Source organism: Mycobacterium sp. THU-M104, assembly GCF_049197365.1.
GTDB lineage: Bacteria > Actinomycetota > Actinomycetes > Mycobacteriales > Mycobacteriaceae > Mycobacterium.
The window spans coordinates 16,769-30,805 of sequence record NZ_JBMIOP010000065.1 but is presented as its reverse complement, the minus strand read 5'-3'; the positions used below and the strand labels follow the sequence as shown (position 1 = coordinate 30,805).

At 67.9% G+C, this 14,037-nt stretch carries 14 protein-coding genes; 6 read left to right on the top strand and 8 right to left on the bottom strand.

The genetic code is table 11. The features are described from left to right. Window positions 1-82 precede the first annotated feature (82 nt). The gene (locus ACOJVU_RS06485) at window positions 83-475 is read right to left on the bottom strand and encodes a hypothetical protein (protein WP_421529024.1); all 393 of its coding nucleotides are present in this window, start codon (window positions 473-475) and stop codon (window positions 83-85) included. Window positions 476-831: 356 nt separating this feature from the next. Further along, window positions 832-1,140: a WhiB family transcriptional regulator gene (locus tag ACOJVU_RS06480; RefSeq protein ID WP_421529023.1), complete on the bottom strand. Its 309-nt coding sequence runs from the start codon at window positions 1,138-1,140 to the stop codon at window positions 832-834. Between the two features lie 378 nt (window positions 1,141-1,518). Here ACOJVU_RS06480 and ACOJVU_RS06475 point away from each other — a divergent pair, with 378 nt between their 5' ends. The 3 genes from ACOJVU_RS06475 to ACOJVU_RS06465 all read left to right on the top strand — a co-directional run bounded on the left by ACOJVU_RS06475 (window position 1,519) and on the right by ACOJVU_RS06465 (window position 3,773). Then, complete coding sequence (locus ACOJVU_RS06475; protein ID WP_421529022.1) at window positions 1,519-2,340, top strand: hypothetical protein; 822 nt, start codon at window positions 1,519-1,521, stop codon at window positions 2,338-2,340. 82 nt (window positions 2,341-2,422) lie between these two features. Then, window positions 2,423-2,998, top strand: a complete 576-nt coding sequence (locus ACOJVU_RS06470; protein WP_421529021.1) for a sigma-70 family RNA polymerase sigma factor — start codon at window positions 2,423-2,425, stop codon at window positions 2,996-2,998. After that, complete coding sequence (locus ACOJVU_RS06465; protein ID WP_421529020.1) at window positions 2,991-3,773, top strand: anti-sigma-D factor RsdA; 783 nt, start codon at window positions 2,991-2,993, stop codon at window positions 3,771-3,773. Before ACOJVU_RS06470 ends, ACOJVU_RS06465 begins: the two co-directional genes overlap by 8 nt. Before the next feature lie 12 nt (window positions 3,774-3,785). Here the strand turns inward: ACOJVU_RS06465 and ACOJVU_RS06460 are convergent, their stop codons facing one another. Then, window positions 3,786-4,199, bottom strand: coding sequence for a DUF5319 domain-containing protein (locus ACOJVU_RS06460; protein ID WP_421529019.1), 414 nt, complete (start codon window positions 4,197-4,199; stop codon window positions 3,786-3,788). Window positions 4,200-4,382: 183 nt separating this feature from the next. Here ACOJVU_RS06460 and guaB point away from each other — a divergent pair, with 183 nt between their 5' ends. Together guaB and ACOJVU_RS06450 are read left to right on the top strand one after the other, a co-directional pair. Beyond that, window positions 4,383-5,981, top strand: coding sequence for an IMP dehydrogenase (gene guaB / locus ACOJVU_RS06455; protein WP_421529018.1), 1,599 nt, complete (start codon window positions 4,383-4,385; stop codon window positions 5,979-5,981). Between the two features lie 20 nt (window positions 5,982-6,001). Further along, on the top strand, window positions 6,002-7,129 hold the full coding sequence (locus ACOJVU_RS06450; RefSeq protein WP_421529017.1) for a GuaB3 family IMP dehydrogenase-related protein: 1,128 nt from the start codon (window positions 6,002-6,004) through the stop codon (window positions 7,127-7,129). 61 nt (window positions 7,130-7,190) lie between these two features. Here ACOJVU_RS06450 and ACOJVU_RS06445 read toward each other — a convergent pair whose 3' ends face one another. Beyond that, window positions 7,191-7,595 (bottom strand): type II toxin-antitoxin system VapC family toxin, encoded by a 405-nt coding sequence (locus tag ACOJVU_RS06445; protein WP_421529016.1) that lies wholly within the window; start codon window positions 7,593-7,595, stop codon window positions 7,191-7,193. Then, window positions 7,580-7,825 carry an antitoxin VapB family protein gene (locus tag ACOJVU_RS06440; RefSeq protein WP_421529015.1) on the bottom strand — a complete coding sequence of 82 codons (246 nt, stop codon included), beginning with the start codon at window positions 7,823-7,825 and terminating at the stop codon, window positions 7,580-7,582. Before ACOJVU_RS06440 ends, ACOJVU_RS06445 begins: the two co-directional genes overlap by 16 nt. Window positions 7,826-8,027: 202 nt before the next feature. On the opposite strand from ACOJVU_RS06440, the gene ACOJVU_RS06435 reads away from it, so the two are divergent. Next, window positions 8,028-9,773 carry a GMC oxidoreductase gene (locus tag ACOJVU_RS06435; RefSeq protein ID WP_421529014.1) on the top strand — a complete coding sequence of 582 codons (1,746 nt, stop codon included), beginning with the start codon at window positions 8,028-8,030 and terminating at the stop codon, window positions 9,771-9,773. A 6-nt stretch (window positions 9,774-9,779) separates the two neighbouring features. Here ACOJVU_RS06435 and ACOJVU_RS06430 read toward each other — a convergent pair whose 3' ends face one another. The 3 genes from ACOJVU_RS06430 to ACOJVU_RS06420 form a co-directional block, all read right to left on the bottom strand. Beyond that, entirely contained in the window at window positions 9,780-10,706 is a 927-nt protein-coding gene (locus ACOJVU_RS06430; RefSeq protein WP_421529013.1) for a TauD/TfdA dioxygenase family protein, read from the bottom strand. 106 nt (window positions 10,707-10,812) lie between these two features. Continuing rightward, a complete protein-coding gene (locus ACOJVU_RS06425) occupies window positions 10,813-13,179 on the bottom strand; it encodes a glycoside hydrolase family 65 protein (protein WP_421529012.1) in 2,367 nt (788 codons plus the stop codon). Then, entirely contained in the window at window positions 13,176-13,994 is an 819-nt protein-coding gene (locus tag ACOJVU_RS06420; protein WP_421529011.1) for a beta-phosphoglucomutase family hydrolase, read from the bottom strand. The genes ACOJVU_RS06425 and ACOJVU_RS06420 overlap by 4 nt, the downstream gene beginning before the upstream one ends. Window positions 13,995-14,037 lie beyond the last annotated feature (43 nt).

Below are 14,037 nucleotides of genomic sequence, written 5' to 3'. Positions count from 1 at the left end.
CTGGGCTGCGCGGTGTTCATGACCTGCAATCATTTCCTGACACCGGCCACCCAGACCAGCCGACCCGCCGACCACCCAAAAATCAGTGGATCCCTAGATCCGGTTGCGCGGCATGGACCTTCAGTTCGAGCGCGTATTCCGTCGAGGGGATGCTGACCCTCAGCACGGGATCGTCCAACATGACTCTCACATCGCTGCCGTTTCCTGGCAAGAATCCGTTGACCGCATCGTTGATCCAGTCATCGGCCGAGCCGTGTCTGCTGGCAATGTGCCGAATCGCATTGTTTACCAATGCCGTCCGATCGAATGCGGCGTCCACGTCGCTGGCGATTCGACACGCGTCATACGCCAACGCCCTGGCCGCGCCGCCGCCACCGATCAGCTCGCCGCGTGCGTGCTGTTCATGGGGGCGCTGACCGAATTCGGTCAGCAGGGCGACGATCTCGTCGCGGGCAAGAATCCGACGGGTGGTCATACCGACACCAGCGAGCCTTCCTTGACCAAAACGCCGTGTAACAGAGAACGGCACCGGACTGTGGGCCAGACCATAGGCGAACAGATCCGGGTGGCCCGGATGCCGGTCCAGGCCGGGCTCGGCGTCGAGGCCACCGGCGTCGGTGAGCCAGTCGGCGGTAAACCTGGTCGCACTCGCGTTCGGTGACCTCCGTCAAAGTCTTCGCCAGTTCGGCAGGGCTGCTGATCCGGAACCGCCTCCTAAACGGCGCCTTTTCAGCTGGTAGAACACGCCGGCGGCGCCAGGTCGCCTACGAAGTCCTCGGACGCCAGGCCGAGCAGGCATTGGGCCTAGCCCGCGCCGAGGGGCAGGACAACTCAGGCCGAGCGGCGGATGCCCCGTCCGCGGCCGATGTCGCCCTTGAGCAGCAGGTCACGCTCGGATTCGGACAGGCCGCCCCACACGCCGTAGGGCTCACCGACGTCGAGGGCGTGGGAACGGCACTGCTGAATGACCGGGCACTGCCGGCACATCTCCTTGGCGCGCTGCTCGCGCTGCATGCGCGCGCGGCCTCGCTCCCCGTCGGGATGAAAGAACATCGATGAGTCAACCCCGCGGCACAGGCCCTGGAGTTGCCAGTTCCAGATGTCGGCGTTGGGCCCGGGTAGCTGCTCAGGCTGTGGCATTGGCTTGTTCCCTCTCCGCACGGCACGCCCAGTTGAGGTCGAGTTCGAGAAGCGTCCGAAAAGCGTCCGAAAAGCGTTTGTGCAACCGAAATGAGGCGGCGTCACCGATGACAACCCGTCACCGCTAAACGTAAGGGCGGCGGTGAATTTCCGTCAATAGCCACTGAGGCCGGCAAAATAAGGAAGCGTTCGGACGGATTTTACTTCGTGTTCATCTCTCTCGTATTTCACGAACGGGCCGGGTACTACCAGGCGCTTGGCCAAACCGAGATCTTCCCAGGTCAGCGCTAGGGGAATGGCACCAGGCAATTAGTGATGCCGCGATAGCGATTAACATTTCGGTAACACAACGCCCACGAACTGTTTACTACTATGGCCGTGATTGAGACTTATCACACTTCCGTGATCGACCGAACGTTGGCCGATGCCGCCTTTGGCGATGATCCAGGCCGGTGGCCGTTGCCGACGGCGACCACTCCGGAACAATTGTGGCTGCGCGCGGTCGCGGCCGGCGGGCAGGGTCGCTACGGCAGTGCCTACCGTGATCTCGCCCAGTTGCGGCGCAGCGGCGCGGCGGGGCGCCTGATCTCGCTGGCCCACAGCGCGCAGGGGTCGTTTCTGCGCCAGCTCGGATGGCACACCCTGGCACGGAGGTGGGACGGGCGGGCCCTGGCGTTGGCGGCAACGGACCCCGAGGCCTGCGCCGACGCGCTGACCGGGCTCGCGGCCGACGCCTTGGGCGTCGGCCGCCTGGCGGCCGCGGCGGCGTTGCTGGCCCGCATGGACGCGGTGCTGGAGCCGGTGGCGGTGGTGCCCGAGCGGCTCGCCGTACGCAGGCGGTGGGTTGCCGCCGAGCTGGCGATGGCCTCCGGCCACGGCGATGTCGCCGTCGGCCACGCCGGCGAGGCGGTCGAGCTGTCCCGGGCGATGGCCGTCGCATCAGCGCGGCACCGGGTCAAAAGCGATGTCGTGCTGGCCGCCGCCAGGTGCAGCGCCGGTGCCATCGAGGATGCCCGGCCCGTGGCGGAGGCCGCGATCGACGAGGCAGCGCGGCTCGGGTTGACGCCCCTGCGATGGGCGCTGGCATGCCTGCTCATCGATATCGGCAGCATCACGTTTGCGGCACGGGAATTGTACGAAATCCGCGATATCTGCGCAGCTCAGGTGCGACGCGCCGGTGGAACGTGGCATTCCGATTGAATGGGCGTTCGCCCGCTATTGTCATGACGTTGGTAAGCCCCGGGGATGTGTCCGGTTCGTAACGTTGGAGATACCGCCGTCGATGACAAATCAAGGGGATCGTCTCGACGCTGCGGTGGCCGAGGCCGTCGCGGGGGACCGGAAGGCTCTACGGGAGGTGCTGGAGACCATCCGCCCGATAGTGTTGCGATATTGCCGTGCGCGAGTCGGCACAGTCGAGCGAGGCGGTCTGTCGGCCGATGACGTGGCTCAGGAGGTGTGCTTGGCCACCATTACGGCGCTGCCCCGCTACCGCGAACGAGGGCGGCCCTTTCTGGCCTTTCTCTATGGGATCGCCGCTCACAAGGTCGCCGACGCCCGTCGGGCGGCGGGCCGCGATCTCACCTATCCGTCGGAGACGGTGCCCGAGCGCTGGTCGGCCGAGGCGGGCCCGGAGCAGCGGGCCATCGAGGCCGACTCGGTCAGCCGGATGGGCGAGTTGCTGGAAATCCTGCCCGCCAAACAGCGCGAAGTCCTGATTCTGCGCGTCGTAGTGGGCTTGTCCGCCGAGGAGACCGCTGCGGCCGTCGGTAGCACGACAGGCGCGGTGCGGGTGGCCCAGCACCGCGCGCTGACGCGACTCAAATCCGAAATCGTTGCGGCAGGTGACTATGCGTGAGTTTGGACGTGGACTCGGCGACCAACCGGGTCTGGACGAGTTCGCCCGCACCGACGTGCTGCTCGACGCGCTCGCCGAACGGCGGCCGGTCGATCTGCCCGATCGCGATGATCCCGACGACGCGGCGCTGGCCCTGCTGCTGGAGGACTGGCGCGACAACTTGCGGTGGCCCCCGGCCAGCGCGCTGGTGTCTCCGGAAGAAGCCGTCGAGGCGCTGCGCACCGGGATAGCGGAACGCCGCCGCAGTCGGCGCGGCCTGGCGACGATCGGGTCGGTGGCCGCGGCACTGCTGGTTCTCAGCGGATTCGGCGCATTGGTGGCCGAAGCCCGTCCGGGGGATGCGCTCTATGGTTTACATCAGATGGTCTTCGACCAGCCACGCGTGAACGACGACCAGATCACGTTGTCCGCCAAGGCCGAGCTGGCCAAGGTCCAGGAGATGATCGACCAGGGACAGTGGGACCAGGCGCACGAACAGCTGGCCGAGGTCAGCACTGCCGTGCAGTCGATGAACGACGACGCCAGCCGCCACGATCTGATGGACCAGGTCGACCTGCTCAACACCAGGGTCCGGTCGCGCGACCCGAATGCGACGCTGCCGCCCCGGTCCGGGGGGCCGGGCGTCTCGCCGCCGGTGTCCAAGACTCCGGAGGCCTCGGTGGTTCCGCCGCCCGAATCGGGATCGAGCCTGTTGCCTGCGCCGTTCTCCGGCTCTCACCGGCACCACGTGCAGATCATCGCGCCCGGAACGGGGGAGCCGCACGGCACTCCCTGACCGGGGTGCGGATCAGTGCAGCCGGGGGTACCCGTCGGCGTCCGACGTCGCTTCGTTGAGGGATGCGTCGGCGTATCCCCGGCAGTAATCCCACGTCACGTAGGAATCGGGCTCGGGGTCGTACGCGGGCTCGTGCGGCCGGACGGTGCCGTCGATCAAGAGCTGCAGCAGGTTGGCCCGCAACATGTCCCAGTCGTGGTAATGGTCTTGCTGGCACTCGTCACAGCAGACCACGAGTCCGCGAATACCCTTGTGCGCCAACAATGCCTCGTACACGGCCAGGTCCGCCAGGTCTGCCTCGACAGCCACCCGCTCCTGCTGGTCCAGTGGCTGACCGGGCTCTACGTCATCCAGAACCGCCGACGGGTCACAGGGATCATCGGCAAACGGGTCAGGCGGCAAACCCGGGGGGAGGTGGTCGCGCACCCCTCTAGGGTACGCACGCCCACAATGGGAACGCCAGCAGCCGCTTCACGGCGCGCATCGTCACCGGCCGGGTTGGATTGGCCGGTTCCTCCTCGCGCCGCTTCACGGCGCGCATCGTCACCGGCCGGGAGCGAGCCGATAGGATGGGGGGTCTTACTTCGCATGCATATGGAGGCCTCACTGATGTCCCGTGGCATGTCCCACCTGGAAGACAGTTCCGACCTGGTCGCGAGTCCGTATTTTTGCGGCGGCCTGACGGAGAACTCGGTGCCGACCGGGGGCGACAATCCCAACAAGGTAGCCATGTTGGGGCTGACGTTCGACGACGTCCTGCTGCTGCCGGCGGCGTCCGACGTGGTGCCCGCCGCGGCGGACACCACCAGCCACCTCACCAGGAAAATCAGACTGAAAGTGCCGCTGGTCAGTTCAGCGATGGACACGGTGACCGAGTCGCGGATGGCCATCGCGATGGCGCGAGCCGGCGGAATGGGTGTGCTGCACCGCAACCTGCCTGTTGCCGAACAGGCCGGCCAGGTCGAGACGGTCAAACGATCCGAGGCGGGCATGGTCACCGATCCGGTCACCTGCCGGCCGGACAACACACTGGCGCAGGTCGACGCGATGTGCGCGCGGTTCCGGATCTCCGGCCTGCCGGTGGTCGACGACTCCGGCGCACTGCTCGGCATCATCACCAACCGCGACATGCGGTTCGAGGTCGACCAGACCAAGACGGTCGCCGAGGTGATGACCAAGGCCCCGCTGATCACCGCCCAGGAAGGGGTCAGTGCCGACGCGGCGCTGGGCCTGCTGCGCCGCCACAAGATCGAGAAGCTGCCCGTGGTCGACGGTCATGGTCGGCTCACCGGCCTGATCACCGTGAAGGACTTCGTCAAGACCGAGCAGCACCCCCTGGCGACCAAGGACACAGACGGCCGGCTACTGGTGGGGGCGGCGGTCGGCGTCGGCGGCGATGCCTGGGTGCGGGCCATGATGCTGGTCGACGCGGGCGCCGACGTACTGGTCGTCGATACCGCGCACGCCCACAATCGGCTGGTGCTCGACATGGTCGGCAAGCTCAAAATCGAGGTCGGCGACCGAGTCGAGGTGATCGGCGGCAACGTGGCCACCAGGGCCGCCGCCGCCGCACTGGTCGAGGCCGGTGCCGACGCGGTGAAGGTCGGTGTCGGGCCTGGGTCGATCTGCACGACGCGCGTCGTGGCCGGTGTGGGCGCACCGCAGATCACGGCGATCCTCGAGGCGGTCGCCGCGTGCGGGCCGGCGGGCGTGCCCGTCATCGCCGACGGAGGGCTGCAGTACTCCGGCGACATCGCCAAGGCACTGGCCGCCGGTGCGTCGACGGCAATGCTGGGATCGCTGCTGGCCGGCACCGCCGAAGCGCCCGGCGAACTGATCTTCGTCAACGGCAAGCAGTTCAAGAGCTACCGCGGGATGGGATCGCTGGGCGCCATGCAGGGCAGGGGTGGGGCCGGAGGTCCAGGCAGGTCCTATTCCAAGGACCGCTACTTCGCCGACGACGCGCTCTCGGAGGACAAGTTGGTCCCCGAGGGCATCGAGGGCCGCGTGCCGTTCCGCGGCCCGCTGTCGTCGGTGATCCACCAGCTGACCGGTGGGCTGCGGGCCGCCATGGGCTACACGGGCTCGTCCACCATCGAGGCCCTGCAGCAGGCGCAGTTCGTCCGGATCACCGCCGCCGGACTCCGCGAAAGCCACCCGCACGACGTCGCCATGACCGTCGAAGCACCCAACTACTACGCCCGTTAGAAAGCTCGCTGGATATCCACATGGTCGAGATCGGGATGGGCCGCATCGCGCGCCGCGCCTATGAACTCAGCGAAGTCAGCATCGTGCCGTCGCGCCGCACCCGCTCGTCGAAGGACGTGTCGACGACCTGGCAGCTCGACGCCTACCGGTTCGAGATCCCGGTACTGGCCCATCCGACCGACGCGTTGGTGTCGCCGGAGTTCGCCATCGAACTCGGTCGGCTCGGCGGGTTGGGAATCCTCAACGGCGAAGGCCTGATCGGGCGGCACGCCGACGTCGAGGCCAAGATCGCTCAGCTCGTCGAGGCCGCAGAGAAGGAGCCCGAACCCTCGGCCGCGGTACGGCTGCTGCAGGAACTGCACGCGGCACCGCTGGACCCGGAACTGCTGGCTGCCGCGGTGGTCAGCATCCGCGAGGCCGGCGTCACCACGGCGGTGCGGGTGAGCCCGCAGAACGCGCAATCGCTGACGCCGGTGCTCGTCGCGGCCGGCATCGACCTGCTGGTCATCCAGGGCACGATCGTGTCCGCCGAGCGGGTGGCCAGCGACGGCGAGCCGCTGAATCTGAAGACCTTCATCTCCGAGCTCGACGTGCCCGTGGTCGCCGGCGGCGTGCAGGACCACCGCACCGCGCTGCACCTGATGCGCACCGGGGCCGCCGGCGTCATCGTCGGCTACGGCTCCACCCGGGGCGTGACCACCACCGACGAGGTGCTGGGCATCAGCGTCCCGATGGCCACCGCGATCGCCGACGCCGCCGCCGCGCGGCGTGAATACCTCGACGAGACCGGCGGCCGGTACGTGCACGTGCTGGCCGACGGCGACATCCACACCTCCGGTGAGTTGGCGAAGGCGATCGCCTGTGGTGCCGACGCGGTCGTGTTGGGCACGCCGCTGGCCGAGTGCGCGGAGGCGCTGGGCGGCGGATGGTTCTGGCCGGCGGCGGCGGCGCACCCGTCGTTGCCACGCGGGGCGCTGCTGCAGATCGCGGCCGGCGAGCGCCCGCCGATGGAACGCGTCCTGAACGGGCCCTCCGACGACCCGTTCGGCAGCCTCAGCCTGGTCGGTGGCCTGCGCCGGTCGATGGCGAAGGCGGGATACTGCGACCTCAAGGAATTCCAGAAGGTCGGCCTGACCGTCGGGTGCTGAGGCGCTCAACTCATCGCGGGGCAGCCTCAGTGCGCGGTGGCCGCGCGTGACGCCGTGAACGTCAACGGTATTGGACGATGCCGAGCCCGTCGATTCGCCGGAAATCCGCGACGTTCGCGGTGACGATCGGGATGCCCAATTGCAGACTCGTGCAACCGATCCAGAGATCGTTGGCACCGATCAGTTCGCCACGGTGCCGCAGCGCCCGTGCCACTCTTGCGTAGACCAACGCTATCCGGTCATCTACCGGAACGACCGCATGTCCCGTGCGCATGGCGGTGATGATCGGGTCGTCGGCTTGGTCGAATCCTTCGGCGAACTCGCCTAACGCGATCGTTGAAAGGAACAACTCGGCATCCGGCGAGCGTTTGAGCACCTGGTGCGCGGCACCGTCGTCGTCACCGGCAGATCTCTCCCGTTGCAGATCGATGAGAAATGTCGTGTCGACGCTTAGTTTGAGCGCCATTGGTCCGGCGGCGGTGTGTCGGCGTGTTGCGCTTCGTCGAGGCGCCTGAGAACGTAGTCACCCACCGCCGGTAGGGCGTCGAGTGCGTCGAGAAGCGCTGCTGCCGTGGGAACTTCGTTGCGCCAGTGCGCACGCTTGATGACGCGGGAAAATGATTCGTTCGGTGTGCGCCGAGCGGCCCGAAGGCGCTCATAGGCATCGAGGTCGATCGATATTGTCTTGGTGGCCATTCTGCATGTATACATGCATGGTTTTGTGCATTCAAGTTGACAGCCCCGGGCTCGACTCGTCGGTCCCGCGACCACCACACAGAAATTCGGGTAGAGGGCTTCGGGTAGCGGAGATGGTGGACGCAGCGTCAACGATTCGTGGACAACGCGGCGACGGGTGACCCGGTTACCAGGCGGATGTAAAGCGGTTCATACTGCACCGGTGAATCCGGATTACGACGTCTTGATCATCGGCTCGGGTTTCGGCGGCAGTGTCAGCGCGCTGCGGCTGACCGAAAAGGGCTACCGGGTAGGTGTATTGGAGGCCGGCCGCCGCTTCGCCGACGAGGAGTTCGCCCAGACGTCCTGGGACCTGCGCAAGTTCCTGTGGGCGCCGAAGCTGGGCTGTTACGGCGTCCAGCGCATCCATCCGCTGCGCAACGTGATGATCCTGGCCGGTGCCGGGGTGGGCGGCGGCTCGCTGAACTACGCCAACACCCTCTACGTGCCGCCGGAGCCGTTCTTCGCCGACCGGCAATGGTCGCACATCACCGATTGGCGCGGCGAGCTGATGCCGCACTACGACCAGGCGCAGCGAATGCTGGGCGTGGTGAAGAACCCGACCTTCACCGACGCCGACCGAGTGCTCAAAGAGGTGGCCGACGACATGGGCTGCGGCGACACGTTCGTGTCGACCCCGGTCGGGGTGTTCTTCGGTCCCGACGGCACCAGGGCGCCGGGACAGACTGTCCCGGATCCGTATTTCGGTGGTGCCGGCCCGGCACGTACCGGCTGCCTGGAGTGCGGCTCGTGCATGACGGGCTGCCGCGTCGGCGCCAAGAACACGTTGGTGAAGAACTATCTGGGCCTCGCCGAATCCGCTGGGGCGCAGGTGTTTCCGATGACGACGGTGAAGGGGTTCGAGCAGCGCTCCGACGGACTATGGGAGGTCCGCACCGTGCGCACCGGAAGCTGGGTGCGACGCGACCGACGCACGTTCACCGCCTCGTACCTGATCCTGGCCGCGGGCACGTGGGGTACCCAGCACCTGCTGTTCACGATGCGCGACCGGGGCAAGCTGCCGCGTCTGTCGGACCGACTGGGCATGCTGACCCGCACCAACTCCGAGTCGATCGTCGGTGCGGCCCGCCTGCAGGTCTCGCCGGACCTCGACCTGACTCACGGGGTGGCGATCACGTCGTCGATCCATCCAACCGCCGACACCCATGTCGAACCCTGTCGCTACGGCAAGGGCTCCAACGCGATGGGCCTGCTGCAAACCCTGATGACCGACGGCACGGGCCCCGGCGGCACCGACGTGCCACGCTGGAAACAGTTGCTGCAGCAGGCCTCCGAGGACCCGCGTCGCATGGTGCGCATGCTCAACGTCAGTCACTGGAGTGAGCGCAGCCTGATCGCCCTGGTGATGCAGCACCTGGACAACTCGATCACCACGTACACCAAGGGCGGCAAGCTGGGCCCGTTTCATTGGCGCTGGTACTCCAGCAAGCAGGGGCACGGCGAGCCGAACCCGACCTGGATCCCGGTTGGCAACGAGGTGACGCGCCGCATTGCCGCCAAGGTCGACGGCGTCGCCGGCGGCACCTGGGGCGAACTGTTCAACATCCCGCTGACCGCGCACTTCCTGGGCGGCGCGGCGATCAGCGAGGATCCCGCGCACGGCGTCATCGACCCTTACCACCGAGTTCACGGCTACCCGACGCTGTATGTGGTGGACGGCGCCGCCATCTCGGCGAACCTGGGCGTCAACCCCTCGCTGTCCATCACCGCGCAGGCCGAGCGGGCCGCCTCGCTGTGGCCGAACAAGGGGGAGAACGATCAGCGACCGCTGCAGGGCGACACCTACCGGCGGTTGGCACCGATCGCGCCGAGACACCCTGTGGTGCCGGCCGATGCGCCGGGCGCGCTGCGCTGGGGACCGGTCGAGCAGGTCGGTCCCGCGGGCTGAGGCGGGTCAGCTTGCGATTGCCCCGGAGCCGATCGCCTCGAGCGGTGCGCCGCTGAGTACCCGGCTGCGTTCCCCGTGCACGTTGACCGGGACATCGCCCATCAGGGTGACCCGGTGCATCAGTCGGGGCTGGTCGTCGTAGTCGTCGATCGCCCGGTGCTGGGTGGCGCGGTTGTCCCAGATGGCGACGTCGCCCGCCTCCCAGTTCCAGTGAATCGTGTTCTCGGGCAGCGTTATTCGCCGCTGCAGTAGTTCCAGTAGCGCGCTGGACTCGTAGCCGTCCAAACCAACGAAGCCGCGGACGAAGTCCCCGGCCAGCAGTGTGCGCTCGCCGGTCTCGGGGTGTACCCGCACCACGGGGTGCTCGGTCTGGAAGTCGCGCTTCTCGAAGGCCTGCCGGAACGCCCGCTGCGCGTCGGTCATTGTCTTCTGGGCCGCATGGGCCTCGGCGGTGACGTAGTCATAGCGGTTGGTGTGCAGCGCCCACAGGTTCTCGGCGAGGCATCGCAGCGGCTCGGGCAGCTGTTCGTAGGCGGCCGTGGTCGATGCCCACAGGGTCGAGCCACCGTAGGTGGGCAGGGCGACTGCCCGCAGGATCGACGCCGCGGGGTAGTTGGCGGCGAAGGTGATGTCGGTGTGCCAGCGGTTGGCCTTGCCGTACTCGGAGTTGATCGGCGTGATGACCGGTGCGTCCTTGGCGGCCAGGACCGAGGCGGCGGGGTGGGCGATCGGCGTGCCCAGCAGCCCGGCGAATGCGAGCTGCGCCGCGTCGTCGAGGTGGTGCTGGCTGCGGAAGAAGATCACCTTGTGGGTCAGCAGGGCGCGGTGGATCTCGTCGACCACGCCGGGGTCGAGCTCGCCGCCGAGGCGCACCCCGTCGACCCGCGCACCGATGCGGCTGCCCAGTTTCGTGACGCTTACCTGGTCTGTCATTGCTGTCGTCCTTGGCCAAAGTCCGATGTAGTCAGATGACTACATCGATAACGATTAGTGTAGCTACCGAATGTGGGACGGGCAACAGTCGGCTCCGGGACGCTTCCTACTTGCTGCGAGCCAGCGCGCGCCGGTGCATGGGCGCGCGGCCAGCCGGTTGCGACGGCGGTGGCAGCAGGGGTTTGCGGATACGCAGCTCGATCGTCGTGGGCACGTCGGTGTTCAGGGTCACCTCCTGGCCGGCGTGCCGGATGGTCAGCTCGCCGCCGGGCCCGTCGTGCACCGTGTACGTGACATCGGAATGGTTGACATCGACGGTCAGGCGGAAATCCCGCCAGCGCAGCCGGAACCGCAGCCGGGTGATGCCGTCGGGCAGTTGCGGATCCAGTGACATGATGCCCTCGTCGTCGCGCAGGCCGCCGAATCCCACGACCAATGCCGTCCAGGCACCCGCCAACGAGGCCATGTGCAGCCCGTCGCGGGTGTTGTGATGCAGGTCGCGCAGGTCGATCAGCGCGGCCTCGTAGGCGTAGTCGTGAGCCAGGTCCAGGTGCCCGACCTCGGCGCACAGTACCGCCTGGGTGCACGCCGACAACGACGAGTCGCGCACCGTGCGCCGCTCGTAGTAGTCGACGTTACGGGCTTTCTGTTCGGGGGTGAACGCGTGGCTGTGGAACTGCATGGCCAGGACCAGGTCGGCCTGCTTGATCACCTGGGCGGGGTAGAGCCGCACATAGGGGTAGTGCAGGAGCATTGGGTAGGTCGTGGAGGCCCCGAAGTCCCATTCGGCGAAGGTGGTGAACCCCTCGCACTGCTGGTGCACACCCAGTTCCTCGTCGTAGGGGATGTTGATCGCGGCGGCGGCGTCGCGCCAGGCGGCCGTCTCCTCGGTGGTGACGCCGAGCGCGTCGGCGGCCTCGGGGTGGCGGTTGCACGCCTCGGCGGCGGTGACCAGGTTATGCGCCGCCATCAGGTTCGTGAACACGTTGTCGCGCACGATTGCCGTGTACTCGTCGGGGCCGGTGACCCCGTCGAGATGCCAGACGCCGTGCCGGTCGTGGTGGCCGAGGGACAGCCACAGCCGGGCGGTCTCGACGAGCACCGTCAGGCCGCATTCCTTTTCCAGCGCGTCGTCGCCGGTGACGACGCGGTAGCGCTCGAAGGCCATGGCGATATCGGCGTTGACGTGCCAGGCGGCCGTGCCGGCCGGCCAGTATCCCGAGCATTCCTGCCCGCGGATGGTGCGCCACGGGAAGCTCGCCCCCCGCAGGCCCAGCTCGGCGGCCCGCTCCTGGGCGGACGTCAATGTCGACGCCCGCCACCGCAGCGCGTCGGCGACCGCGTGGGGTGCGGTGTAAGTGAGCACCGGCAGTACGTAGCTCTCGGTATCCCAGAAGGCGTGGCCGTCGTAACCCGTCCCGGTGAGCCCCTTGGCCGGGATCGCCCGCCGTTCGGCGCGGGCGCTGGCTTGCAGCAGGTGAAACATCCCGAAACGCACGGCTTGCTGAGACTCGGAGTCGCCGTCGACCTCGACGTCGGCGTTGTCCCAGAATTCGTCGAGATAGGCCCGCTGCGCATCCAGCAGCCCCTGCCACCCGGCGTAGCGGGCGCTGTGCAGCGCCGCGGCGACCTGGTCGCGCAGCGCCGGGCGGGAACGCAACCTCGACCAGCCGTAGGCCAGGTATTTGACGATCCGCAGCTTCTGCCCGGGGCGCAGCCCGCAGATGATGGTGGTCCGGGCCACGTCGGGACGCGCGGTGGTGCTGATCTCGACCCGTCCGGGCACGTCGACCTCGTGATCCATCGCGGCGGCCATCATCAGGGCGCTGGCGCGCGTGCGGTGCATGAGCAGCGCCCCGCACTCGGTGTTCTCGTGCTCGACGGCCTCGAGCGGGTGGTCCAGAATCGCCGACACCCGCGGGTCCCCCGAGGTCTCCGGCTGGTCCTCGTTGGTCACCAGCTCCGACTGGACCGTCACCCGGACGAACTCCTCGACGGCCTCGACGGTGTACTCGATGGCCGCGACGCCGCGCTGGACCAGCGACACCAGCCGGGTGGACACCAGCTTGATCTGCTTGCCCGCCGGCGAGCGCCAATGCGCCGTCCGGCACAGCGTCCCGGCGCGCAGATCGAGAGTCCGCTCGTGGGAGAGCAGGGAGCCGTAGCGGACGTCGAACGGCTCGTCCTCGACCAGCAGCCGGAAGATCTTGCCGTTGGTGACGTCGACGACCGTCTGGCCCGCCTCCGGGTATCCGTACCCGGCCTCGGCGTAGGGCAGCGGCCGGATCTCGAAGAAGGAGTTCAGGTAGGTGCCCGGCAGGCCGTACGGCTCGCCCTCGTCGAGGTTTCCGCGCAAACCGACATGCCCGTTGGACAAGGTGAACAACGATTCGGACTGGGCCAGCAGATTCAGGTCGAGCCGGGTCTCGCGGACCTGCCAAGGCTCGACCGGGAACGATTCGTCGGTGATCATGAGCGCAGCAGATCGCCGAGATCGGTGACGACGACGTCGGCGCCGTTGCTGCGCAGCTCGTCGGCCTGGCCCACCCGGTCGACACCCACCACGTAGCCGAAGTCGCCGGCCCGGCCGGCCGCCACGCCCGACAGCGCGTCCTCGAACACCGCCGCTGCGTCGGGCCGCACGTCGAGCAGTTCAGCCGCGCGCAGGAACGAGTCCGGGGCGGGCTTGCCGGCGAGGTGCTCGTCGCGCAGCGTGACACCGTCGACCCGCTTCTGGACGAACCGATCCAGGCCGCCGATCTGCAGGACGTCGTGGGCATTGGCGCTGGCGGACACCACGGCGATGCCCAGCCCCGCGGCCGAGACCGCCTCCAGGTAGCGCCGCGACCCGTCGAACACCGCGACGCCGTCCTCGTGCAGGACCTTCTCGAACATCGCGTTCTTGCGGTGGCCCAGGCCGTACACCGTGTCGGCGTCGTCGGGATCGTCGGGACCGCCGTCGGGCAGCGCGATCTTGCGGCTCTCCAGAAACGACCGGACCCCGTCCTCGCGCTTCTTGCCGTCCACGTAGCGAAGGTAGTCGGCATCCGGGTCGAAGGGCACGAACTTCTCGCCCGTGCGCTCGGCCCGCTGCGACAGGAAGGCGTCGAACATGGTCTTCCATGCCTTGGTGTGGACGCTGGCGGTATCGGTGAGCACACCGTCCAGGTCGAACAGGCAGGCATGGACCTTCTCTGGCAGGCCGAGCCCTGGGCGCACGGCGGACCTCACTCTCCTGGTGTCGGGGACCGGTTGGGCCCCATCCACTCCACCATGCCGCACCCCCATGCCGCCACCGGGTGACCCGGCGCGGCGCGGCACGGTGGCGCAC